The organism is Streptomyces virginiae (genome assembly GCF_000720455.1).
In the GTDB taxonomy this organism is placed as follows: Bacteria; Actinomycetota; Actinomycetes; order Streptomycetales; family Streptomycetaceae; genus Streptomyces; species Streptomyces virginiae.
In genome coordinates this window covers 104,676-128,644 of sequence record NZ_JOAK01000008.1, presented here as the reverse complement: position 1 = coordinate 128,644, position 23,969 = coordinate 104,676, and the positions used below count along the sequence as shown (strand labels likewise).

The following is a 23,969-nucleotide window of genomic DNA, read 5'->3' as shown; positions in this document are numbered from 1 at the left end:
GGGGGTGTGCACATTGGTTACCCGCAAGTAGCATGGTCGGGTGAGCGGGCGCTCAGCAACGTATGCCGAGTGCGCCCCCGCGCAGCAGTGCCATCCCGCACCTGGAGGAGAGCCAACGTGCCTCGTACCGTCAGGGACGTCGTCTTCGTCGACGGCGTCCGCACCCCGTTCGGCAAGGCGGGCCCGAAGGGCATCTACCACGAGACCCGCGCCGACGACCTCGTCGTGAAGGCGATCCGGGAGCTGCTGCGCCGCAACCCGGACCTGGACCCCAAGAAGATCGACGAGGTCGCCATCGCCGCGACCACGCAGATCGGCGACCAGGGCCTGACGCTGGGCCGCACGGCCGGCATCCTCGCGGGCCTCCCGCAGTCCGTCCCGGGCTACTCCATCGACCGCATGTGCGCCGGCGCGCTGACCGCCGTGACCGCCGTCGCGGGCGGTGTGGCCTTCGGTGCGTACGACGTCGCCCTCGCCGGCGGTGTCGAGCACATGGGCCGTCACCCCATGGGCGAGGGCGTCGACCCGAACCCGCGCTTCGTCTCCGAGAAGCTGGTCGACGAGTCCGCCCTGTTCATGGGCATGACCGCCGAGAACCTGCACGACCGGTACCCGACGATCACCAAGCTCCGCGCCGACGAGTACGCCGTGCGCTCGCAGGAGAAGGCCGCCAAGGCGTACGCCGACGGCAAGATCCAGCAGGACCTGGTCCCGATCTCGGTCCGCAACACCAACGCGGAGGTCGGTGAGACGGGCTGGGGCCTGGTCACCACCGACGAGCCGATGCGCCCGGGCACCACGCTGGAGAACCTCTCCGGCCTGAAGACCCCGTTCCGTACGCACGGCCGGGTCACCGCGGGCAACGCCGCCGGTCTCAACGACGGTGCCACCGCCGCGATCATCGCGTCCGAGGACTTCGCCCGCGAGAACAACCTCCCGGTCAAGATGCGCCTCGTCTCGTACTCCTTCGCGGGTGTCGAGCCGGAGGTCATGGGCTACGGCCCGATCCCGGCGACCGAGAAGGCCCTGGCCCAGGCCGGTCTGACGATCGACGACATCGGTCTCTTCGAGATCAACGAGGCCTTCGCGGTCCAGGTCCTCGCGTTCCTGGAGCACTACGGCATCGCCGACGACGACGCCCGCGTGAACCAGTACGGCGGCGCCATCGCCTTCGGTCACCCGCTGGCCTCTTCCGGCGTGCGTCTGATGACGCAGCTGGCCCGCCAGTTCGAGGAGCAGCCGCACGTCCGCTACGGCCTGACCACCATGTGCGTCGGCTTCGGCATGGGCGCCACGGTCATCTGGGAGAACCCGAACTTCAACGCCGAGGGAGACTCCAAGTGAGCACCACCGCTGAGCTCCTGAAGGGCGCGGCCGAGCTGTTCCCGGACGAGGTCGTCACGTCCGCGCACGTCCGTCACCTGGACCTGCCGTTCGGCGCCGGGCGCTTCGCGCTCATCACGCTGGACAACGGCTTCGACCACACCAAGCCGACCACCTTCGGCCCGCAGTCCCTCGCCAACCTGAACGCGGCGATCGACCAGGTCGAGCAGGAGGCCCTCGCGGGCTCCATCGTCGGCGCGGGCATCACCGGCAAGCCGTTCATCTTCGCGGTCGGCGCCGACCTCAAGGGCGTCGAGCTGCTGAAGAAGCACGACGAGGCGCTGGCCATCGGCAAGGGCGGCCACGACGTCTTCAAGCGCCTCTCGGCGCTGGCGGTCCCGACCTTCGCGTACTACAACGGCGCGGCGATGGGCGGCGGCGTCGAGGTCGGTCTGCACTGCAGCTACCGCACCGTCTCGAAGGCCATCCCGGCGTTCTCGCTGCCCGAGGTCTTCCTCGGCCTGGTTCCGGGCTGGGGCGGCTGCGCCATCCTCCCGAACCTGATCGGCGCGGAGCGCGCGGTCTCGGTCATCATCGAGAACTCGCTCAACCAGAACCGCCAGCTCAAGGGCAAGCAGGTCTTCGAGCTGGGCATCGCCGACGCGATCTTCGAGGGCGCGGACTTCCTGGAGCAGTCGCTCCTGTGGACCGCGAACGTCCTGAACGGCACCACCGAGGTCGTCCGCGACGAGATCGACCGCGGCGAGGCCTGGGACGCGGCCGTCGCCAAGGGCCGCTCCATCGCGGACTCCAAGGTGCACGGCGCCGCTCCGGCCGCCTACCGCGCGCTGGACATCATCGCCGCGGCCAAGTCGGGCGACCTTCAGGCCGGCTTCGACGCCGAGGACACGGCCCTGGCCGACCTCATCATGGGCGGCGAGCTGCGCTCGGGCATCTACGCCTTCAACCTGGTCCAGAAGCGCGCCAAGCGCCCGGCCGGTGCCCCGGACAAGTCCCTGGCCCGTCCGGTCACCAAGGTCGGCGTCGTCGGCGCGGGCCTGATGGCCTCGCAGCTGGCGCTGCTGTTCCTGCGCCGCCTGGAGGTGCCGGTGGTCCTCACCGACATCGACCAGGAGCGCGTGGACAAGGGCGTGGGCTACGTCCACGCCGAGATCCAGAAGCTGCTCGGCAAGGGCCGCATCAACCAGGACAAGGCCAACCGCCTGACCGCCCTGGTGAGCGGTGTCCTGGACAAGGCCGAGGGCTTCGCGGACGCGGACTTCATCATCGAGGCCGTGTTCGAGGAGATGTCCGTCAAGCAGAAGGTGTTCGCGGAGGTCGAGGCGGTCGCCCCGGCGCACGCGATCCTCGCCACCAACACCTCCTCCCTGTCGGTGTCGGAGATGGCCTCGAAGCTCCAGCACCCGGAGCGCGTGGTCGGCTTCCACTTCTTCAACCCGGTCGCGATCCTCCCGCTCCTGGAGATCGTGCGCGGCGAGCAGACCGACGACGCCTCGCTGGCCACGGCCTTCGGTGTCGCCAAGAAGCTGAAGAAGACCGCGGTCCTCACCAAGGACGCCCCGGCGTTCGTCGTGAACCGCATCCTGACCCGCTTCATGGGCGAGATCCAGAACGTCATCGACGAGGGCACCCCGGTCGTCACGGCGGAGAAGGCCATCGAGCCGCTCGGCCTGCCGATGTCCCCGCTGGTGCTGCTGGAGCTCGTGGGCCCGGCGATCGGCCTGCACGTCTCCGAGACCCTGAACCGTTCCTTCCCGGAGCGTTTCACCGTCTCGCCGAACCTCAAGCGCGTGGTCGAGGCCGGCAAGCGCGGCTTCTACGTCTACTCCGCCGAGAACGGCTTCAAGCCGGAGCTGGACCCCGAGGTCGCCGCGCTCCTGGTGCAGGGCGACTCCGTCCTGACGGAGGAGCAGGTCCGGGCGCGCGTCCTGGACGCGGTGGCGCAGGAGATCGGTCTGATGCTGGAGGAGGGTGTCGTGGCCGAGGCCCAGGACATCGACCTCTGCCTCATCACCGGTGCCGGCTGGCCCTTCCACCTGGGCGGCATCACGCCGTACCTGGACCGTGAGGGTGTCTCGGAGCGCGTGAACGGCAAGAAGTTCCTCGCCCCCGGCATCGCGAGCGTCCCGGCCTAGTCCGGGTCGCGGACGACTGTTCGACGGCCGGGCCCGTCTCCTGCGGGGGGCGGGCTTCGGCCGTTCGAATACCTGTCTAAGATTCACCCCCATGACGGAAACGCACGCGCGGCCCAGGCGCCGCCGACGCCGCATTCTGCGGATCACCCTGCTGCTGGTCGCCGTGCTGATCCTGGGCGCGGCCGGGGCGGGCTGGTGGACGTACAGCCACCTCAACAACAACATCGACAGCGTCGACCTGGACCAGGCGATCGGGGACAACCGTCCCGCCAAGGTGGTCGCGAACGCGCAGAACATCCTGGTGCTCGGCTCCGACTCGCGGGCCGGGGCCAACGCGGACCTCGACCACGGTGCCGTCAGCGGGGCCCGCTCGGACACCGCGATGCTGGTGCACATACCCGAGGGCCGGGCGAAGGCCACCGCGGTGAGCATCCCCCGCGACACCCTGATCACCCGGCCCGAGTGCAAGGACCGGGACGGCAAGTCCGTCCCGTCCGCGAAGCGGGTCATGTTCAACTCCGTCTACTCGCTGGCCGGCCCGGCGTGCGTGGTCAACACCGTCGAGCAGATGTCCGGCGTGCGCGTGGACCACTTCGTCGAGGTGGACTTCGCCGGCTTCAAGGGTCTGGTGGACGCGCTGGGCGGGGTCACCGTGACCCTGGACAAGCCGATGAGCGGCGCCAAGGGCGGTCTGAAGCTCGACGCGGGCACGCACCGGCTGAACGGCACCGACTCGCTCAAGTTCGTCCGTACCCGCTACGGCTACGGCGACGGCAGCGACCTCGGACGCATTGGCCTGCAGCAGCAGTTCATGCTGGCGATGCTGTCGGAGATCAAGAAGCAGGACGCCCTCGGCAGCCCGGCGCGGCTCTACAAGCTCGCCGACGCCGGCACCAAGTCGCTGACCACGGACTCCGATCTGGCCTCGCTCACCGCGCTGTCCGACTTCGCGCAGAGCATGAAGGGCGTGAACCCGGAGACGATGGAGACCATCATGCTGCCGGTCGCCTACGACAAGGTGGACCCGAACCGCGTGGTGGTGGCCGAGCCGCAGGCCACCCAGCTGTGGGACGCCCTGCGCAAGGACGAGAAGGTGCCCGCCTCCGCGAAGGACTCCCCCGCCAAGGGCTGACCGGGGTCCGCGCACACGGAGCCGGCCGTACGGGTGACCCGTACGGCCGGCTCCGGCGTTCGCGTGCGGCGGTTTCTCAGTACTTGGCCTCCGCGCCGAACTGGCCGAGACGGCTGTGCTGACGTCCGTAGGCGAAGTAGACGATGATGCCGATGACCATCCAGATGCCGAAGCGCAGCCAGGTCTCGGCCGGCAGGTTGAGCATCAGCCAGAACGAGGCCGCGATCGACAGGATCGGGACCACCGGCACCCAGGGGGTGCGGAAGGCCCGGTGCAGGTCGGGGCGGGTCCTGCGCAGGATGATCACGCCGAGGGCGACGACCACGAAGGCGAACAGGGTGCCGATGTTCACCAGTTCCGCCAGCTTCTCCAGGCTGGTGAAGCCCGCGACGACCGCGATGACCACACCGAGCAGGACGGTCGCCCGGTAGGGGGTGCGGTACTTCGGGTGGGTCACGGAGAAGACGCGCGGCAGCAGTCCGTCGCGGCTCATCGCGAAGAACACGCGGGTCTGGCCGAGCAGCAGGATCATGCACACGGTGATCAGGCCGACGGACGCGCCCAGACTGATGGCGCCCGAGAAGAACGGCTGGTTCACCGATTTGAAGGCCTCGGCGAGTGGCGCGGTCGGGGACATCTCCGAGTACTTCTGCATGCCGGTCACGACCAGCGTCACGGCCACGTAGAGGACCGTGCAGACCAGCAGCGAACCGAGGATGCCGCGCGGCATGTCCCGCTGGGGGTTCTTGGTCTCCTCGGCCGCCGTCGCCACCACGTCGAAGCCGATGAAGGCGAAGAAGATGAGCGAGGCCGCCGTGAAGATGCCCATGACGCCGAAGTTGGTGGGCTCGTAGCCGAAGAGCAGCTGGACCAGCGGTGAGTGCCAGCCGCTGACGCCCTCGGCCTGTGGCTGGGCCGGCGGGACGAACGGCGAGTAGTTGTCGGCCTTGATGAAGAACAGGCCCGCGATGATGACCAGCAGGACGACCGTCACCTTGATGGCGACGACGACGGCGGTGATGCGGGCCGAGAGCTTCGTCCCGACGACCAGGATCCACGTCAGCACCAGGACCAGCAGGAAGGCCAGCAGGTCGAAGTGACCGCCCGCGTCGGGGCCGGACAGGGAGGTCGGCAGGGTCCAGCCGAGGTTGGTGTCCATGAGGTGGCGCACGTAGCCGGACCAGCCGACGGCGACCACCGCGGTGCCGAGCGCGAACTCCAGCACGAGGTCCCAGCCGATGATCCAGGCGGGCAGCTCGCCGATGGAGGCGTAACTGAAGGTGTACGCCGATCCGGCCACCGGGACGGTGGAGGCGAACTCGGCGTAGCAGAGCGCCGCGAGGGCGCAGACGATGCCCGCGGCCACGAAGGCGAGGGCGGTGGCGGGTCCGGCGTTGTTCCGGGCCGCGATGCCCGTGAGGACGAAGATGCCGGTGCCGATGATGACACCCACACCGAACACCGTCAGGTCCCAGGCGGAGAGCGACTTTCGGAGCGCGTGTTCCGGCTCCTCCGTGTCGCGGATGGACTGCTCCACCGTCTTGGTGCGGAAGGGGCTGTTCATATCCCTACTCACCGACGCACCTCCGAAACAGGTGTCGACGCACGCGAACGGGCCGGGAGGCCCACTCCTCAAGAGTGATCTCCCGGCCCGTGACGTGCAACCGCGCGGCGATCTAGTGCCGGTACCCGTCCTAGTCGACGGTGGCGGCCGGCTCGCTGTCGTAGCGGCCGTCCAGCTTGGCGACCAGGCCGGTGACCTGCCGGGCGATGTCCGGTGCGGTCAGGCCGATCTCCGCCAGGATCTCCTTGCGGAGGGCGTGGTCGAGGAAGCGCTGCGGGATGCCGAAGTCGCGCAGGGGTACGTCGACACCCGCGTCCCGCAGGGCCTGCGAGACGGCGGAGCCCACGCCTCCGGCGCGGCCGTTGTCCTCGACGGTGACGACCACGCGGTGCCGGTCCGCGAGCGGGGCCAGCGCCTCGTCCACGGGCTTGACCCAGCGCGGGTCGACGACGGTCGTGGAGATGCCCTGCTTGTCGAGCAGGTCGGCGATCTCCAGGCACATCGGGGCGAGTGCGCCGACCGAGACGAGCAGTACGTCCGGGCGGGTGACCTCGGGGGCCGGGGATCGCAGCACGTCCATGCCGCCGATCCGGCCGACGGCAGGGACGGCCGGGCCGACGACGCCCTTGGAGAACCGGACCACGGTCGGGGCGTCCTTGACCTCGACGGCCTCGCGGAGCTGGGCGCGCAGCTGCTCGGCGTCGCGCGGTGCGGCGAGGCGCAGACCGGGGACGACCTGCAGGATGGACATGTCCCACATGCCGTTGTGGGAGGCGCCGTCGTCGCCGGTGACACCGGCGCGGTCCAGGACGAAGGTGACGCCGCACTTGTGCAGGGCGACGTCCATCAGGACCTGGTCGAAGGCGCGGTTGAGGAAGGTCGCGTACACCGCGAAGACGGGGTGGACGCCACCGGTGGCGAGGCCGGCCGCGGAGGTCGCGCCGTGCTGCTCGGCGATGCCGACGTCGTAGATGCGGTCCGGGAAGGCCTCGGCGAACTTGTTGAGGCCGACCGGGTGGAGCATGGCCGCGGTGATGCCGACGACGTCCGCGCGCTCGTGGCCGATCTTGACCATCTCGTCGGCGAAGACGGAGGTCCAGCTGGCGGCGGCGGTCTTGACCGGCAGGCCGGTGTCGGGGTGGATCACACCGACGGCGTGGAAACGGTCCGCCTCGTGCTCCAGGGCCGGGGTGTAGCCGCGGCCCTTCTGGGTGAGGCAGTGCACGATGACCGGGCCGCTGAAGCGCTTGGCGCGCTGCAGGGCGGACTCCAGGGCCTCGATGTCGTGGCCGTCGATGGGGCCGATGTACTTCAGGCCCAGGTCCTCGAACATGCCCTGGGGGGCGATGAAGTCCTTGAGGCCCTTCTTGGCGCCGTGCAGGGTCTCGAAGAGCGGCTTGCCGACGACCGGGGTGCGCTCCAGGAGCTCCTTGCCGCGGGCGAGGAAGCGCTCGTAGCCGTCGGTGGTGCGCAGGGTGGCCAGGTGGTTGGCGAGGCCGCCGATGGTGGGGCCGTAGGAGCGCTCGTTGTCGTTGACGACGATGACGAGCGGGCGGTCCTTGGCGGCGGCGATGTTGTTCAGCGCCTCCCAGGCCATGCCGCCGGTCAGGGCGCCGTCGCCGATGACCGCGGCGACGTGGTGGTCCTCGCGGCCCAGTACCTCGTTGGCCTTGGCGAGGCCGTCGGCCCAGCCGAGGACGGTGGAGGCGTGCGAGTTCTCGATCACGTCGTGGTCGGACTCGGCGCGCGAAGGGTAGCCGGACAGACCGTTCTTGGTGCGCAGGCCGGCGAAGTCCTGGCGGCCCGTGAGCAGCTTGTGGACGTAGGCCTGGTGGCCGGTGTCGAAGAGGACCTTGTCCTTGGGCGATTCGAAGACCCGGTGCAGGGCGATCGTCAGTTCGACCACGCCGAGGTTGGGGCCGAGGTGCCCGCCGGTCTTGGAGACGGCGTCGACGAGGAAGGACCTGATCTCTGCCGCGAGCTGGGTCAGCTCCTCCTGGCTGAGCCGGTCCAGATCGCGCGGTCCCTTGATGCGGGTCAGCAGCACCCGTGCCTCCTTGCAGTTGCTTGCTGGTCTGTCGAGTCTAATGTTCCGTTCGCGGGCGCGGTCATCGGGCCGTCCCGGTGGGGTCACACCTTTGTCATACATGTACACACCACCCCACGACCACACATCACATACGGGCGTATACCCGCACAGGAGTACCCGCATTTGTATGCACGGATGCCCGGCGCCACTTGAGGTGGCGCCGGGCACTGTGACCGTTCTTACCGCCGCAGCCGGCTCCGGCGGTGGGTCGGGCGCGCGGTCAGGCGCGTCCGGCCGTCTTCTGGGTCTTGCGGGTGACCGAGTCGATGACCACGGTGGCCAGCAGGACCGCACCGGTGATCATGTACTGGATCGGCGTCGCGATGCCTTCCAGGGCCAGACCGTACTGGATCGAGACGATGACCATGACACCGAGGAGGGCGTTCCAGGTCCGGCCACGGCCGCCGAAGAGGCTGGTGCCGCCGATGACGGCCGCCGCGATCACGTTCATCAGCAGGTCGCCGGCGCCGGCGCTCTGGTTGGCCGCCGCGATCTTGGAGGCCCAGAACAGGCCGCCGACGGCGGCGAAGGTGCTGGAGATCGCGAAGACCGTGATCCGGATCCGGGTGACGTTGATGCCCGCACGGCGGGAGGCCTCGACGCTGCCACCCAGTGCGAAAACGTTTCGCCCGAAGGTCGTGCGGCGCAGCAGGAAGTCCGTGACGACCAGGGCCAGCAGGAAGAGCACCACCGCGAGCGGCAGGCCCTTGTACTGGTTGAACAGCACGGCGGGACCGAACGCGCACAGTGCGAGCAGGCCGGTGCGCAGCAGGATCTCGGTGAGCGGCCGGGAGGGCATCCCGGCCGCCTCGCGGCGCCTGGCGTCGAGGAAGGCCGCGAGGAAGTAGCCGGCCACCGCGAGCGCGGCCAGCCCGTAGGCGACGGCCACGTCCGAGAAGAAGTACGTGGTCAGCTGGCCGACCACGCCGTCGGAGTCGATGTTGATCGTGCCGTTGCTGCCGAGGATCTGCAGCATCGCGCCGAGCCAGAAGAGCAGGCCCGACAGGGTGACGGCGAAGGCCGGGGCGCCGACCTTGGCGAAGAAGAAGCCGTGGATGGAGCCGATCAGGGCGCCTCCGACGATGGCCGCGAGGATGGCCAGCCATTCGTTCACGCCGTGGGTGACGGCGAGGACGGCGACGATCGCGCCCGACACACCGCTGACCGAGCCGACCGAGAGGTCGATCTCGCCGAGCAGCAGCACGAAGATGATGCCGATGGCGATCATGCCGGTGCCGGTCATCGTGATCGCGATGTTGGTCAGGTTCTCCGGGGAGAGGAAGTTCGAGTTCAGCCCCTGGAAGATCGACCAGATGACGATCAGGCCGATGACGACCGGGAGGGAGCCCAGGTCGCCCGCCTTCATCTTGCGCTTGAACTCGCCCACGTACCCGGCGAGGCCCTCCTCGCGGACGAGCAGGCGGGGGTCCACGGCCGGGATCGCGTCGTGCGCGGCCGCGGGGTTGACCGGGTCGACGTGGCCCTTGTCCAGTGGATCGGTGGCAGGGTTCTGGGTGCTCACTTGCCGGCCTCCGAGGTGCGGGCCGCCCGGCGGGTCACGGCGTTGTCCGTGGCACCGGTGATGGCGGAGATGATCTCTTCCTGCGAGGTGTCGGCGACGTTGAAGACACCGTTGTTGCGGCCCAGCCGCAGGACCGCCACCTTGTCGGCGACGGCCTTCACATCGGCCATGTTGTGGCTGATGAGGATGACGGCGTGGCCCCGCTCGCGCAGCCGCTCCACCAGGTCGAGCACCTGAGCGGTCTGCTCGACGCCGAGGGCGGCGGTGGGCTCGTCGAGGATGACGAGCTGGGGCTCGCCCAGCATGGAGCGGGCGATCGCCACGGTCTGGCGCTGACCGCCCGACAGCGAGGCGATGGGGATCCGGACACTGGGGATCCGGATGGACAGCGTGGTCAGGAGCTCGCGGGCGCGGCGCTCCATCTCCACCTCGTCGAGGATGCCGTACTTCTTGAGCTCACGGCCGAGGAACAGGTTGCCGACGACATCGATGTTGTCGCACAGCGCCAGGTCCTGGTAGACCGTCGCGATGCCCAGGTTCTGGGCGTCGTGGGGCTTGCCGATGGAGACCGGACGCCCTTCCCACTCGATGACGCCGTCATCGATGGGGTGCACGCCGGCGATCGTCTTGACCAGCGTGGACTTGCCGGCTCCGTTGTCGCCGACGAGGGCGACCACTTCACCGGAGTGGATCTCGAGTTCTACGTCGGTCAGGGCCTGAACGGCGCCGAACCGCTTCGAGACCCCTCGCAACGCCAGCACGGGCGCAGCGGACACATGAACCATCTCCTTCGCCGCCTGACCGGCGGGGATGTCGTGCAGAAGAGCAGGAGCGGGGCGAATGGGGGAACGTTTCTGCCCGGCGCCCCGCCGGGTGGCGGGGTGAGGAGGGGCGGGGCGCCGGTCAGGTACGTGGGGCCGCCTCGTGGGAGGCGACGGGGGCCGCTACTTCAGGCCGAGGGCGGCGCAGGCGGCCGCGTACTTGTCGGTGCAGATCTCGTCGACCGTGTAGACGCCGTCCTTGACGACGGTGTCCTTGATGTTGCCCTTGGTCAGCGAGACGACCGGGATCAGCACGGAGGGGACGCCCTTGGTGGTGGGGCTGTCGACCGTGGAGGTGGTGCCTTCGGGCTTGCCGCCCTTGGCGAGGGCGACGGCCATCTTCGCGGCGGCCTCGGCCTCGGGGGCGTACGGCTTGTAGACGCTCATGAACTGCTCGCCCGCCACGATGCGCTGCACACCGGCGAGTTCGGCGTCCTGGCCGGTGACCGGCGGCAGGGGGTTGACGCCGGCGGCCTTGAGGGCGGTGATGATGCCGCCGGCCATGCCGTCGTTGGCGGAGTAGACGCCGACGATCTTGTCCTTGCCGAGCGCGGAGAGCGCGGCCGCCATGTTGGTGTTGGCGTTCTCCGGCTTCCACTCGACGGTGTCGTACTCCTTGCCGACGTTCACCTTGCCGTCGAGCTCGGAGTGCGCGCCGGACTTGAAGAGCTTGGCGTTCGGGTCGGTGACCGAACCGTTCATCATGACGATCTGGCCGTCCTTGGCCTTGTCGCCCAGCGCCTCCAGCAGAGCCTTGCCCTGGACCTTGCCGACCTCTTCGTTGTCGAAGGAGGTGTAGGCGTCGATCGGACCCTCGGCCAGGCGGTCGTAGGAGACGACCGGGATGCCGGCGTCCTTGGCCTTCTTGACCGAGCCGGCGATGGCCTTGGAGTCCACCGCGTCGATGATCAGGACGTCCACCTTGTTGGTGATCATCGTGTCGACCTGGGAGTTCTGCGTGGTCGCGTCCTGCTTGGCGTTGGCGTAGACGACCTCGCCCTTGCCGCCGGTGAGCTCGGCGACCTTCTTCTCGATGAGCGGCTTGTCGAACTTCTCGTAACGCGCGGTCTGGTTCTCCGGCAGGAGCAGACCGACCTTGATCGCGTCGCCCTTGGCAGCGCCGGAGGACTCCTTCGTCTTGTCGCCGGCCTCCTTGGCACTGCCACAAGCGGCGAGGGAAACGGCCATGGCGCCGGCGGCAACGGCTACGGCGGCTCTGCGCATACGCGTGTTCATTACTTGAACCTCCCTGACGAGGCCGCTACGCCGCGGCCGAGGTGGATGTGAGTCAACCCCGGCCGCGTTTTGCCGTCAAGGAGTGAATTCTTAACGAGATGACAACGGTGCCATTCGTTATCTACCTGAAGGCAAGACGGCTGGAGCTCGCACTCCACTTCCATGATCTGACAAAAGCGTCGAATCGCCCATCTCGCTCAGCACGAGCGCCAGGGCGCCCAGCACCTCGGCCCGCCCGCCCAGGGACCCCGTCAGCACCGACAACTGCCGGGCCGCGCTGGGGATCGCGTACCTCCCCACTGATTCACGGATGGGGGCCAGCACGAGTTCACCGGCCTCCGCCAGCGAGCCTCCCAGCACCACCCGGCTCGGGTTCAGGAGGTTGCACAGGCTGGCCACTCCGCTGCCGATGTGGCGGCCGACGTCGGTGATCACCCGGCGGCAGCCCGGGTCCCCCTCGCGGGCCAGTTCGACCACCCGCTCCATCGTCAACTCCGGCCCGTGCGTGCCCTGGAGCAGCGGCAGGACGTACCGGGCCGCGGCGAAGGTCTCCAGGCAGCCGCGGTTGCCGCAGCGGCAGACGGGGCCCGATTCGTCCAGCGTGATGTGCCCGATCTCGCCCGCCGTGCCGCCGGGTCCGCGGTAGATCTGGCCGTTGATGACCAGGCCGGCGCCGACGCCGCTGGCCACCTTGATGTAGGCCAGGTCTTTCACTCCGCGCCCGCTCCCCCAAACGAGTTCGCCGAGGGCGCCGAGGTTGGCGTCGTTGTCCACGTAGACGGGCACGCCGAGGCGCTGCGAGAGCTCCTGGCGGGGGTTGATCCCCGCCCAGCCCGGCAGGATCGCGGTCGAGCCCAGGGTTCCGGACTCCACGTCGATCGGGCCGGGGACGCCGAGGCCGACGCCGATGACCTTGTCCAGCCCGACCCCTATGCCGTCGATCAGCCGTCCGACCAGGGATTCCGCCCGGTCGAAGCCGTCCGCCCAGGAGGCGTCGACGTCCAGCGGCTCGGACTCCTCGGCCAGCACCTGGTGGGCGAGGTTGCCGACGGCCACCCGCAGGTGGGTGTGGCCGAAGTCGACGCCGATCACGATGCCCGCGTCACCGCTCAGCGACACGCTCCGCGCGCGCCGGCCGCCGGCCGAGGTGTCGGTGACCTCGACGGTCCCGCCGTCCTTCAGCTCCCGGACGATGTTGGAGACCGTGGCCGCCGACAGTCCGGTGGTACGGGCGATCTCCGCCTGGGTCAGCGACCCCGCGAGCCGCACCGCCCGTACGACCCGTTCGAGATTCGCGCGGTGCAGCGACGACTGCGATCCGGGAGTCTGCACGACTCATCCACTCCTGCCCATTAGCGACGGCAAGCCGTCGCCCCCCGGCCGGGACACGTCGCGACTTCACGCTCCGAGACCCCGGCGTCTCTCCAACTTGTGAACCTTAAGTCGAGCCTTTGCGCATCCGCACGTCAAGAGGCTGACACGACACGAATCGGACCTACCGGCCGAAAGGGGGAGGGAGCGGCCCACCGGATCGTGTTACGGTCGCTGAGGCGCCGGTCCTCTGCGGCCCTTCCGGCCGGACCGGGCGCCTGCCATGACAGCGCGACGCGAGGAGGTGTTCGGGATGAGTCCCGATCGAAGTCCTCGTGGCGCCCTCTCCGGCTGACCCGCCGAACGGCTGATCGGCCGGCCTCTCCATGAGTGCGCACGGCAGCGGTGCACCGCTGTTCCCGTGCGCCGCCGCGTTCATCTCGCGCTCCTCCCCATCCGCGTGACCGGACGGCTGTGTCCGGCGTGCGTCATCCATGTCCGTCGGCATCGGCGACGGCCCCCGCGGCCGCCGCACGCCGACTCCTGATCACTCCACGTGACCGCTCGGCTCCGCGCTGCCCGGACACCGTGGAGGGAGGTATTTGCCATGACCATGCTCACCCCTCGTACCCCGGCCAAGCTCGCGCCGCCGGGCCGTTCCCGCCGCGAGCGCAAGGCCGCCGAGCTGGAGTCCCGCACCCGGCTCGCCGGCGAGCGCCTCGCCGGGATCAGCGCCGGCCCGGGCGTACGGGCCCTGCAGTCCGTGGACGCGTCCCTGGGCGGCCTCACCCGCGCCGAGGCGGCGCTGCGCCTGGAGCGCCACGGCGCCAACGTCGTCGCCCGGGAGCGCGCCCCGCGCTGGTACGTCCAGCTGGCGAAGGCCTTCCGGAACCCCTTCATCGCCGTCCTGGTCCTCCTGGCCGCCGTCATGTACTGGCAGGACCCCGCGGACCCGGGCGTGGTCATCCTCTCCGTGATGGTGGGGATCAGCGGGCTGCTGCGCTTCTGGCAGGAGTTCCGCTCGGGCCGCGCCGCCGACGCGCTCAAGCGGCTCGTCACCACCACCTGCGCGGTGCAGCGCCGGGCCGGCAGCGGCTCCGTCCCCACCACCGTCGAGGTGCCGATGGACCAGGTGGTCCCGGGCGACGTGGTCAAGCTGGCCGCCGGCGACCTGATCCCGGCCGATCTGCGGCTCCTCACCGCCAAGGACCTGATGATCAGCCAGGCCGCGCTCTCCGGCGAGTCCCTGCCGGTCGCCAAGGCCGACACCCGCGCGCAGGACCTCGGCCAGCAGGCCACCACCGACCCGGTCGAGGCCGACAACCTGGCCCTGATGGGGACCTCCGTCACCTCCGGCACCGCCACCGGGGTCGTCGTCGCCACCGGCGCCGACACCTGGTTCGGCTCGATGGCCGGCTCCCTGGTCGGCGAGCGCCCGCAGACCAACTTCGACACCGGTGTGCGCAGGGTCAGCTTCCTGCTGATCCGCTTCATGCTGGTCATGGTCCCGGTCGTCTTCATGATCAACGGCCTGACGAAGGGCGACTGGGACGAGGCCTTCCTCTTCGGCATCGCCGTCGCCGTCGGCCTGACCCCCGAGATGCTGCCCATGGTGGTCTCGGCCAACCTGGCGCGCGGCGCGGTCGCCATGTCCCGGCGCAAGGTGGTCGTCAAGCGGCTCAACGCGATCCAGAACCTGGGCGCGATGGACGTGCTCTGCACGGACAAGACGGGCACCCTCACCGAGGACCGGATCGTCCTGGACCGCTACCTGGACGTCCACGGCGAAGAGGACGGCGAGGTCCTGGAGTACGGCTACCTCAACGCGCACTTCCAGACGGGCTTGCGCAACCTGATGGACCAGGCGGTCATCGACCGCGTGGGCGAGGCCGAGGAGGTTGTCGTCGACACACGGTTCTCGATGGTCGACGAGATCCCCTTCGACTTCGCCCGGCGCCGGATGTCCGTGGTCCTGGCCCGCAACCCGGTCGTGGTCGGCTCCGGCTCCGGCTCCGGCTCCGGCTCCGGCTCCGGCTCCGGCTCCGGAGAACACGTCATGATCACCAAGGGTGCGGTCGAAGGGGTCCTGGACCTCTGCACGCACGTGACCGACCGCGGCGAGACCGTGGAGCTGACCGAGCGGCTGCGGCGGCACGTCACCCGCATCGCCGAGGACGACAACCGGCGGGGCCTGCGCGTCCTCGCCGTCGCCACCCGCACCGTCGACACCCCGCGCGACACCTACTCCGTCGCCGACGAGGACGGACTGACCCTGGTCGGCTTCCTGGCCTTCCTCGACCCCCCGAAGGCCGACGCCGCCCGGGCCCTGGAGGGGCTCGCCGGCAAGGGCATCGCGGTGAAGGTCGTCACCGGCGACAACGACCTCGTCGCCGCCCGGGTCTGCGCGGACGTCGGCCTCGACGTGGGCACCGTGGTCCTCGGCCCCGAGACCGACGCCCTCGACGACGCCGAGCTGCGCGCGCTGGCCGCCCGTACGACGGTCTTCGCCAAGGTCAATCCGGTGCAGAAGGCCAGGATCGTGCGGGCCCTCCAGGCCGGCGGACACACCGTCGGGTTCCTGGGCGACGGCATCAACGACGCCGCCGCGCTGCGCGACGCCGACGTCGGCATCTCGGTGGACACCGCCGTGGACATCGCCAAGGAGTCCGCGGACATCATCCTGCTGGAGAAGGACCTCACCGTCCTGGAGCAGGGCGTCCTGCAGGGCCGGACCACCTTCGGCAACACGATCAAGTACATCAAGATGACGGCGTCGTCGAACTTCGGCAACGTCTTCTCGGTCCTGGTCGCGAGCGCCTTCATCCCCTTCCAGCCGATGCTCGCGATCATGCTGCTGGTGCAGAACCTGGTCTACGACATCGCCCAGCTGGCGACCCCGTGGGACCGGATGGACGAGGAGTACCTGCGCAAGCCCCGCAACTGGGACGCCAAGGGCATCGGCCGCTTCATGGTCACCATCGGCCCGATCAGCTCGGTCTTCGACATCGCCATGTTCCTGATCATGTGGCACGTCTTCGCCGCGAACAGCGAGGCGAGCCAGTCCCTCTTCCAGTCCGGCTGGTTCGTCGAGGGCCTGCTCTCGCAGACCCTGATCGTCCACATGATCCGCACCAGGAAGATCCCCTTCGTCCAGTCCCGCGCCTCCTGGCCGGTGATGGTGACGACCGTCCTCGCGGTGCTGACCGGACTCTGGCTGCCGTTCTCCCCGCTGGCCTCCTCGCTGGGCTTCACGGCCCTGCCGGCGGGCTACTTCCCGTGGCTGATCGGCGTACTGCTCGCGTACTGCACGCTCACCCAGTTCGTGAAGACCTGGTACGTCCGCCGCTTCGGCACGTGGCTGTAGGAGAAGGGAGAATGAATTGAACACGTTCAGCCCGGCTGGCACTATGGATCCGTTACATCGGCGGCCGGGCGGACGTGCCGGTTCGCCCCGCCACGAGGGGGGGGGTTGAACATGCGTCAGAAACGGTCGTACGGCCGCGTCCTGGTGGTCTCGACGCTGGTGGGATGCCTGGAGGTCGCACTGACGGTGGTGGTGGCCCTGGTGTACGTGCGGACGCAGCCGCCGCCGGACACGCCCCCCGACTGGGCCGCCATCGGGGGGAGCCTGGTCGCCCTCACGCCGCTCGTCGGCTTCGTCTCGTTCCTGCTGTCGCTGGTCTTCGTCCTGCCGGCCGTCGCGCTGGCCGATCTGACCACCCGGGGGCCGGGCGGGCGCGCGGCGTGGTGGGCGGCGGTGGCGGCCCCGCCGGCGGTGGCGGCCCTGCTGGCGGCGCCCGTGCTGATCGTCGCGACGTACAACGACGCGCCGACGGGGTCCACGCTGGTCTTCTGGGCCTCGGCCACGGCCTCGCTCTCCCTGGGGGCGGTGATCGCGCTGCCCCGGGGCGAGGGTCTCCTGCGGCGGGTGGCGGTGTGGGGCGCGGCGGCGGTGGCGGGCGCGGGCGTGTTCGGCGCGCTCGGGCTCGCCGTCGGCCTGCTGCCCGCCTACGAGCCGCCGAGGATCGGGCCCGAGACCATGACCGGCACCTGGATCGACCACACGAGGGGAAGGCTGGTCTTCACCCCGGACGGCCGGGTCACCGCCACCGGCGTCGGCGTGCACCGGCCCGGCGACCACCCCGACGACCCCTCACGGCGGTGCTCGGGCTCCGGCACCTGGTCGTACGAGCCCGGGCCGGACGTGTGGTCGCAGAAGGTCCGCATAGAGATCCCCGAGTGCCACTGGCCGGCCTGGGGCGTCGACGGCACCGGGCAGGAGCCCCGGATCAGCCAGGACGTCGGCGACCCGGGGTCCGGTCAGCTGTACAGGCTGCGGAAGGCCTCGGACCGCACCTGACTCCGGGGCCGCTACTTCAGCGTCGCCGAGGTCAGGCCCGCCTGGATCTGCCGCTGGAAGGAGAGGTAGACCACCAGCATGGGGATCATCGCGATGGTCACGCCGGCGAAGAGCACGGGCAGGTCGGTCTCGTAGCCCTGCTGCTGCTGGAGCTGGATCAGACCCTGGGTGAGCAGGTAGCGCTCGGGGTCCGATCCGGTCTGGGGCTGCATCAGCACCGACGGCAGGATGTACTGGTTCCACTGGCCCAGGACGTTGAAGATCCCGACGCTGATCAGGCCGGGCTTGGCCATCGGCACCATCACCTGGAAGAAGATCCGGGTGTCGGAGGCGCCGTCGATCACCGCCGCCTCGTGCACCGCCGTCGGCAGCGTGCGGAAGAACGAGTGCATGAAGAAGACGGTGAACGGCATCGAGTACGCCACGTACACGAGGATCAGGCCCTGGTACGTGTTCAGCATGTCGAACCGCTTGACCATGAAGAACAGCGGCACGAGCGCGAGGAAGACGGGGAACATCGCCCCGCTGACGAAGAAGTAGTAGATGAACCGGTTGCCCGGGAAGGGGTAGCGGGCCAGGACGTAGGCCGCCATCGAGCCGAGCAGCATCGTCAGCGGCACGGAGAACACCATCACGATGAGGGTGTTGGCGAAGTAGTCGCCGATGCCCTTGTCCCAGGCCCTGCCGAAGGCGTCGAAGTTCCAGTTGGCCGGCCAGCTGAGGGCCGAGCCGCCGATCTGCGCGTCGGTCTTGAAGGAGCCGAGCGCCAGCCAGATGAGCGGCAGCACGATCAGTACGGCCCAGACGACGAGGAAGCCGTGGGAGAAGACGTTGAGGACCATGCCCTCGGAGCGTCCGCCGCCCCGTTCCCCGCCGGGGCCGGCTCCCCCGGACCGCTCCGCCGCGGATTCGCCCGGAGCCTTGATCACTGTGGTCATGACGGTCTCCCGCTCAGAACTCGATGCGCTCGCGGCGGGTGGCGCGCAGCGTGATGACGGAAAGGATCATGGTGAGGACGAGCATGACCACGCCCATGGCGCAGGCGTACCCGCTCTTGCCGAAGTAGAGGAAGTTCCTCATCAGGACCGTGGCCATGACCTCGCTGTGATGGTCGGGGCCGCCGCCGAACTGGCCCGAGGTCATGGTCGACACCAGGACGAACATGTCCATCGCGGCGATGCCCAGGTAGACCGCGGAGGTCTGCACGGAGTCCCACAGCAGGGGCAGGGTGACCTTGAAGAAGGTCTGGGCGCGCCCCGCCCCGTCGAGGAGGGCCGCCTCGTAGATGTCCTTGGGGACGGACTGCATGGCGGCGGAGAACAGGACGAGGTAGAAGCCGACGCCGTGCCAGACCACCACGAGGAGCAGGCACCACAGGACGAGCCTCGGCTCGTTCAGCCATTCGATGGGGTGGAGCCGGTCGACGATGCCGAGCCGGATGAGGACGCCGTTGAGCAGGCCGCCCTCGTCGGTGCGGTACACGGCGCCGAAGAGCACCGCGAGGATGGCGAGGGAGAGGACCTGCGGGAAGAAGTAGACGACCTTGTAGAGGCGTGAGCCGGCCACGCCCTGCACACCGCCGGCCCCGCCCCGCCCGCCCGCGTTCACCATGAAGGCGAAGAAGAGGGCGAGCAGGATGGTGACCACGGGGACGAACACCAGGAGCAGCAGGTTGTTCCAGAGGGCTCCGCGGAAGACCTCGTCCTTCATCAGGGCGGAGTAGTTGTCGACGCCGACGAAGTCGAAGGTCGGCGACTGGCCCGTCCAGTTGGTGAAGGAGTAGCCGAACGTCTGTACGTACGGCCAGATGACGAAGGTCAGGTACAGCGCGAGGGGTGCGAGGAGGAAGCCGGCGATGAAGCCGGCCCGTCCCCTGCCCCGGACTACTTGGCTCATGGTGTCCGTCCCTGGTGTGCCGGTGACCGGTGGGGCGTGCTGTCAGCTGCGACGGTTGTTCTTGGCGTTGGGATCCTGCGCCGCCTTGTTGACCGCCGCCTGGGCCCGCTTGATCCACTCCTTCGGCTGAATCCGCTTGGCCATGAGCTCGTTGGACGCGTCCTGGATCGCCGTGTCCATCTCGCTGTACCAGTCGGGATAAAGGTAGTTGAAGGTGTTCGTTCCCGCCGCCTTGAGGGCGGTGACCGCCGACTGGGTGCCGGGCCGCAGTTTCACGCCCGGATCCACGCCGTCCTTGACCACGGTGAGGGAGTTGGCCTGCTGCGCGAAGATGGTCGACCATTCGCGCGACAGCATCGAACGGATGAACTCCAGGCCTCCGGCCTTGTTGGCGGCCTTCTCCGGGACGATGAAGGGCTCGCCGGCGCCGGCCCGGATGGCCTCGAAGGGCAGCTTGCTGTCGGCGAGCAGCGGGACCGGCAGGAACTGCATGTCGAAGTCGTCGGGCGTCTGCTTGAGCTGCTCGTTCTCCAGCCAGGAGCCGGAGGGGATGAAGGCGGCCTTGTACTGGTTCCAGGCGGTCTGGGACTCGGTGTGGGTCAGGCCGTTCGTGCCCGGGAGGAGCAGGTCCTTCTCGACCACCTCGTAGACCGCCTCGACGGCGGCGAGGGCGGCCGCGTTGCCCTCGAAGGCGTTCGGCTCCAGGTTGTCGATGGCCTTCATGGCCTCCAGACCGCCCTTCTTGGCGATCAGGTCCATGATCACGACGTTGATGTAGTACGGGTACTTGCCCTGGTGGGCGAGGCCGCCGAGGCCGGCCTCCTTGGCCTTCGCGCAGACCGCGAGGAACTCGTCCCAGGTCTTGGGCGGCGTCCAGCCCTTCTCCTTGAAGAGCTTCCCCGAGTACCAGAAGCCGTAGACCGTGTAGACGTAGTTCAGCGAGACGAACTTGCCGCCCTGCGTGCCCTGTTCGACGGTGCCCGCGATGAGGGTGTCGCGGACGGTCTTGGCGGGGTCGTCGAGCGAGGGCGCGTCGAGCACGGGGGTGAGATCGGCGAGCTGGTTGCTCTTGAAGAGCACGTCCAGCTTGATCTTCTGGGCGCCGGAGTTGTCGACGACGTCCGGCGGGTTGCCGCCGTTGAAGCGGGTCTGGAGCTTTCCGGTGATCTCCTGGGTGCCGAGGTGGGAGCTGGTGGTGCCCCACTTCTTGTCGAAAGCGGCCTCCCAGGCCTTCGCGTAGTCGTCGCCGAAACCGCCCTTGAAGACGACGACGTCCATCTTTCCGCCCTTGGCGACGCCGAAGGGGTTCTCCTTGGACACGGCCCCCTTGTCGGGGCCCTTCGTGGTGTCCTCCCCGCCGGAGGCGCAGGCGGACAGGAAGCTCATCGTCGGCACGCTGATCAGTCCGAGCGCTGCGGAACGCTTGATCAGATCACGGCGGCCGAAGCCCTCACCAGTGGATCCCATGCTCATGTCCTCGCCTTCGTCAGGAGTGTGAAGGAGGCCGGAAATCGGGGCAGTTACCGTGCATGCGGGCATCACCGCAGGTCCCCCCGGCATCCCCCGGCCCGGGGCCGCTCGTCACGCGACGGCCCGGACGGGCACAGGTATAGTCCACTTCCGCTCGGCTGAGCAAGATCGTGCACAAGGATCGTTCCCGGCTTTTCCGAGTTGAGACCTGTCCGTCACCTGAGACCGCCGCCGCGAAAAGCGACAAGGGCCGCACCCCCTGGTCGGGGGTACGGCCCTATGGTGCCGACAGACGGCGGATCGCTCCGCCTGGCGCGCCCTTAGCCGCGGATGAGGTTCCGCAGGACGTACTGCATGATGCCGCCGTTGCGGTAGTAGTCGGCCTCACCCGGCGTGTCGATGCGGACGACCGCGTCGAACTCCACACCGGTGTCGGTGGTCACCTTGACGGTGCGCGGGGTGGTGCCGTTGTTCAGCTCCTCCACACCGGTGAAGGAGAAGGTCTCCTCGCCGGTGAGGCCCAGGGAGGCCGCGGAGGCACCCTCGGGGAACTGCAGGGGCAGGACGCCCATGCCGATCAGGTTGGAGCGGTGGATGCGCTCGTAGGACTCGGCGATGACGGCCTTGACACCGAGCAGCGCGGTGCCCTTCGCGGCCCAGTCGCGGGACGAGCCGGAGCCGTACTCCTTGCCGGCCAGGATGACCAGCGGGATGCCGGCGGCCTGGTAGTTCTGCGAGGCGTCGTAGATGAAGGAGACCGGCGCGCCCTCGACGGTGAAGTCGCGGGTGAAGCCGCCCTCGGTGCCCGGCGCGATCTGGTTGCGCAGGCGGATGTTGGCGAAGGTGCCGCGGATCATGACCTCGTGGTTGCCGCGGCGGGAACCGTACGAGTTGAAGTCGCGGCGCTCGACGCCGTGCTCGGTGAGGTACTTGCCGGCCGGGGTGTCGGCCTTGATCGCGCCGGCCGGGGAGATGTGGTCGGTGGTGACCGAGTCGCCCAGCTTCGCCAGCACGCGGGCGCCGGCGATGTCGGAGACCGGGGTGGTCTCCATCGTCATGCCCTCGAAGTAAGGGGGCTTGCGCACGTAGGTGGACTGCGGGTCCCACTCGAAGGTGTTGCCGGTCGGGATCGACAGCGCCTGCCACTGGGCGTCGCCCGCGAAGACGTCGCTGTAGGACTTGCTGAACATGTCCTCGCCGATGGCGTTCGCCACGACGTCGTTGACCTCGGCCTCGGAGGGCCAGATGTCCGCGAGGAAGACCGGCTTGCCGTCGGTGTCGGTGCCGATGGCGTCCTTGGTGATGTCCACCTTCATGGAGCCCGCGATGGCGTACGCGACGACCAGCGGCGGGGAGGCCAGGTAGTTCATCTTGACGTCGGGGTTGATGCGGCCCTCGAAGTTGCGGTTGCCCGAGAGCACCGAGGTGACCGCGAGGTCGGCCTCGTTGATCGCCTTCGAGATCTCCTCGTCCAGCGGACCGGAGTTGCCGATGCAGGTGGTGCAGCCGTAGCCGACCAGGTTGAAGCCCAGCTTGTCCAGGTACGGGGTCAGGCCGGCCTTGTCGAAGTAGTCGGTGACGACCTTCGAGCCCGGGGCGAGGGTGGTCTTGACCCACGGCTTGCGGGTCAGGCCCTTCTCGGCCGCCTTCTTGGCCACGAGCGCCGCGGCGACCATGACGTAGGGGTTCGAGGTGTTGGTGCAGGAGGTGATCGCGGCGACGGTGACGGCGCCGTGGTCGATCTCGAAGGAGGTGCCGTCGGCCAGGGTCACCAGGGTGGGCTTGGTGGGCACACCGTTGGAGGACGCCGGGGCGTCGGACGCCGGGAAGGACTCCTTGCCGGCCTCCTCGTCGTCGCTGACGTAGTTGCGCACGTCCGCGGCGAACTGCTCGGCGGCGTTGGCCAGGACGATGCGGTCCTGCGGGCGCTTCGGGCCGGCGATGGAGGGGACGACCGTGGAGAGGTCGAGCTCCAGCTTCTCGGAGAAGTCCGGCTCGGCGGCCGGGTCCAGCCACAGACCCTGCTCCTTGGCGTACGCCTCGACGAGCGCGACCTGCTGCTCGGAGCGGCCGGTGAGGCGCAGGTACTTCAGGGTCTCGCCGTCGATCGGGAAGATGGCGGCGGTGGAGCCGAACTCCGGCGACATGTTGCCGATGGTGGCGCGGTTCGCGAGGGAGGTGGCGGCGACGCCCTCACCGTAGAACTCGACGAACTTGCCGACGACACCGTGCTTGCGCAGCATCTCGGTGATGGTCAGCACCAGGTCGGTGGCGGTGGTGCCGGTGGGCAGCTCGCCGGTGAGCTTGAAGCCGACGACGCGCGGGATCAGCATGGAGACCGGCTGGCCGAGCATCGCGGCCTCGGCCTCGATGCCGCCGACGCCCCAGCCCAGCACGCCGAGGCCGTTGACCATGGTGGTGTGCGAGTCGGTGCCGACGAGGGTGTCGGGGTAGGCCTGGCCGCCCCGGACCATGACCGTGCGGGCCAGGTGCTCGATGTTGACCTGGTGGACGATGCCGGTGCCCGGGGGGACGACCTTGAAGTCGTCGAAGGCGGTCTGGCCCCAGCGCAGGAACTGGTAGCGCTCCTTGTTGCGGCCGTACTCCAGCTCGACGTTCTGCGCGAAGGCGTCCTTCGTGCCGAACTTGTCGGCGATGACCGAGTGGTCGATGACCATCTCGGCGGGCGAGAGCGGGTTGATCTTCGCCGGGTCGCCGCCGAGGGCCTTCACGGCCTCGCGCATCGTGGCGAGGTCCACGACGCAGGGGACGCCGGTGAAGTCCTGCATGATCACGCGGGCCGGCGTGAACTGGATCTCCTGGCTGGGCTGGGCCTGGGAGTCCCAGCCGCCGAGCGCCCGGATGTGGTCGGCGGTGATGTTCGCGCCGTCCTCCGTGCGGAGCAGGTTCTCCAGCAGCACCTTCAGGCTGTAGGGCAGGCGGGCGGAGCCCTCGACCTTGTCCAGCCGGAAGATCTCGTACGACTCGTCGCCCACCTGCAGCGTGCTGCGGGCGTCGAAGCTGTTCGCCGACACGACAGTCTCCTTCATGCATGAATTCGCGCGTTTACCGCATCCTGCCGCCACGCC

The 23,969-nt window shown here is 69.1% G+C and carries 15 protein-coding genes; 5 read left to right on the top strand and 10 right to left on the bottom strand.

Translation table 11 applies throughout. The features are described from left to right. The first annotated feature begins 117 nt into the window (after window positions 1-117). From IG86_RS0115485 to IG86_RS0115475, 3 genes are all read left to right on the top strand, one after another. A complete protein-coding gene (locus IG86_RS0115485; RefSeq protein ID WP_030824255.1) occupies window positions 118-1,344 on the top strand; it encodes a thiolase family protein in 1,227 nt (408 codons plus the stop codon). Continuing rightward, complete coding sequence (locus tag IG86_RS0115480) at window positions 1,341-3,479, top strand: 3-hydroxyacyl-CoA dehydrogenase NAD-binding domain-containing protein (RefSeq protein WP_030824253.1); 2,139 nt, start codon at window positions 1,341-1,343, stop codon at window positions 3,477-3,479. The genes IG86_RS0115485 and IG86_RS0115480 overlap by 4 nt, the downstream gene beginning before the upstream one ends. Window positions 3,480-3,570: 91 nt before the next feature. After that, window positions 3,571-4,611 (top strand): LCP family protein, encoded by a 1,041-nt coding sequence (locus IG86_RS0115475; RefSeq protein ID WP_030824251.1) that lies wholly within the window; start codon window positions 3,571-3,573, stop codon window positions 4,609-4,611. A 76-nt stretch (window positions 4,612-4,687) separates the two neighbouring features. Here IG86_RS0115475 and IG86_RS0115470 read toward each other — a convergent pair whose 3' ends face one another. The 6 genes from IG86_RS0115470 to IG86_RS0115445 all read right to left on the bottom strand — a co-directional run bounded on the left by IG86_RS0115470 (window position 4,688) and on the right by IG86_RS0115445 (window position 13,175). Next, window positions 4,688-6,175: an amino acid permease gene (locus tag IG86_RS0115470; RefSeq protein WP_030897255.1), complete on the bottom strand. Its 1,488-nt coding sequence runs from the start codon at window positions 6,173-6,175 to the stop codon at window positions 4,688-4,690. Window positions 6,176-6,305: 130 nt separating this feature from the next. Next, on the bottom strand, window positions 6,306-8,222 hold the full coding sequence (dxs, locus tag IG86_RS0115465) for a 1-deoxy-D-xylulose-5-phosphate synthase (protein ID WP_030824247.1): 1,917 nt from the start codon (window positions 8,220-8,222) through the stop codon (window positions 6,306-6,308). Between the two features lie 262 nt (window positions 8,223-8,484). Continuing rightward, on the bottom strand, window positions 8,485-9,786 hold the full coding sequence (locus tag IG86_RS0115460) for a sugar ABC transporter permease (RefSeq protein WP_078848134.1): 1,302 nt from the start codon (window positions 9,784-9,786) through the stop codon (window positions 8,485-8,487). Continuing rightward, window positions 9,783-10,571 (bottom strand): ATP-binding cassette domain-containing protein, encoded by a 789-nt coding sequence (locus IG86_RS0115455; RefSeq protein WP_030824241.1) that lies wholly within the window; start codon window positions 10,569-10,571, stop codon window positions 9,783-9,785. The genes IG86_RS0115460 and IG86_RS0115455 overlap by 4 nt, the downstream gene beginning before the upstream one ends. Before the next feature lie 159 nt (window positions 10,572-10,730). Next, a complete protein-coding gene (locus IG86_RS0115450) occupies window positions 10,731-11,843 on the bottom strand; it encodes a sugar ABC transporter substrate-binding protein (RefSeq protein WP_030651559.1) in 1,113 nt (370 codons plus the stop codon). A 117-nt stretch (window positions 11,844-11,960) separates the two neighbouring features. After that, window positions 11,961-13,175 (bottom strand): ROK family transcriptional regulator, encoded by a 1,215-nt coding sequence (locus IG86_RS0115445; RefSeq protein ID WP_030651557.1) that lies wholly within the window; start codon window positions 13,173-13,175, stop codon window positions 11,961-11,963. A gap of 586 nt (window positions 13,176-13,761) precedes the next feature. On the opposite strand from IG86_RS0115445, the gene mgtA reads away from it, so the two are divergent. Together mgtA and IG86_RS0115435 are read left to right on the top strand one after the other, a co-directional pair. Further along, a complete protein-coding gene (gene mgtA, locus IG86_RS0115440) occupies window positions 13,762-16,518 on the top strand; it encodes a magnesium-translocating P-type ATPase (RefSeq protein ID WP_030897253.1) in 2,757 nt (918 codons plus the stop codon). Between the two features lie 111 nt (window positions 16,519-16,629). Beyond that, window positions 16,630-17,514 (top strand): hypothetical protein, encoded by an 885-nt coding sequence (locus IG86_RS0115435; RefSeq protein ID WP_030897251.1) that lies wholly within the window; start codon window positions 16,630-16,632, stop codon window positions 17,512-17,514. An 11-nt stretch (window positions 17,515-17,525) separates the two neighbouring features. On the opposite strand, the gene IG86_RS0115430 is transcribed toward IG86_RS0115435, so the two are convergent. From IG86_RS0115430 to acnA, 4 genes are all read right to left on the bottom strand, one after another. Beyond that, complete coding sequence (locus IG86_RS0115430; RefSeq protein WP_030824230.1) at window positions 17,526-18,452, bottom strand: carbohydrate ABC transporter permease; 927 nt, start codon at window positions 18,450-18,452, stop codon at window positions 17,526-17,528. Window positions 18,453-18,465: 13 nt separating this feature from the next. Further along, window positions 18,466-19,410 carry a carbohydrate ABC transporter permease gene (locus tag IG86_RS0115425; RefSeq protein WP_030824227.1) on the bottom strand — a complete coding sequence of 315 codons (945 nt, stop codon included), beginning with the start codon at window positions 19,408-19,410 and terminating at the stop codon, window positions 18,466-18,468. A 42-nt stretch (window positions 19,411-19,452) separates the two neighbouring features. Next, a complete protein-coding gene (gene ngcE, locus IG86_RS0115420) occupies window positions 19,453-20,877 on the bottom strand; it encodes an N-acetylglucosamine/diacetylchitobiose ABC transporter substrate-binding protein (protein ID WP_030651544.1) in 1,425 nt (474 codons plus the stop codon). Window positions 20,878-21,200: 323 nt separating this feature from the next. After that, window positions 21,201-23,915 carry an aconitate hydratase AcnA gene (acnA, locus tag IG86_RS0115415; RefSeq protein ID WP_030824224.1) on the bottom strand — a complete coding sequence of 905 codons (2,715 nt, stop codon included), beginning with the start codon at window positions 23,913-23,915 and terminating at the stop codon, window positions 21,201-21,203. Window positions 23,916-23,969: the final 54 nt, after the last annotated feature.

Bases quoted from the DNA above. Each gene is read 5' to 3' on its own strand.
- IG86_RS0115455 (WP_030824241.1), bottom strand. From the start codon at position 10,571: ATGGTTCATGTGTCCGCTGCGCCCGTGCTGGCGTTGCGAGGGGTCTCG.
- IG86_RS0115435 (WP_030897251.1), top strand. From the start codon at position 16,630: ATGCGTCAGAAACGGTCGTACGGCCGCGTCCTGGTGGTCTCGACGCTG.
- ngcE (WP_030651544.1), bottom strand. From the start codon at position 20,877: ATGGGATCCACTGGTGAGGGCTTCGGCCGCCGTGATCTGATCAAGCGT.
- mgtA (WP_030897253.1), top strand. From the start codon at position 13,762: ATGACCATGCTCACCCCTCGTACCCCGGCCAAGCTCGCGCCGCCGGGC.
- IG86_RS0115470 (WP_030897255.1), bottom strand. From the start codon at position 6,175: ATGAACAGCCCCTTCCGCACCAAGACGGTGGAGCAGTCCATCCGCGAC.
- IG86_RS0115475 (WP_030824251.1), top strand. From the start codon at position 3,571: ATGACGGAAACGCACGCGCGGCCCAGGCGCCGCCGACGCCGCATTCTG.
- IG86_RS0115450 (WP_030651559.1), bottom strand. From the start codon at position 11,843: ATGAACACGCGTATGCGCAGAGCCGCCGTAGCCGTTGCCGCCGGCGCC.
- IG86_RS0115430 (WP_030824230.1), bottom strand. From the start codon at position 18,452: ATGACCACAGTGATCAAGGCTCCGGGCGAATCCGCGGCGGAGCGGTCC.
- IG86_RS0115425 (WP_030824227.1), bottom strand. From the start codon at position 19,410: ATGAGCCAAGTAGTCCGGGGCAGGGGACGGGCCGGCTTCATCGCCGGC.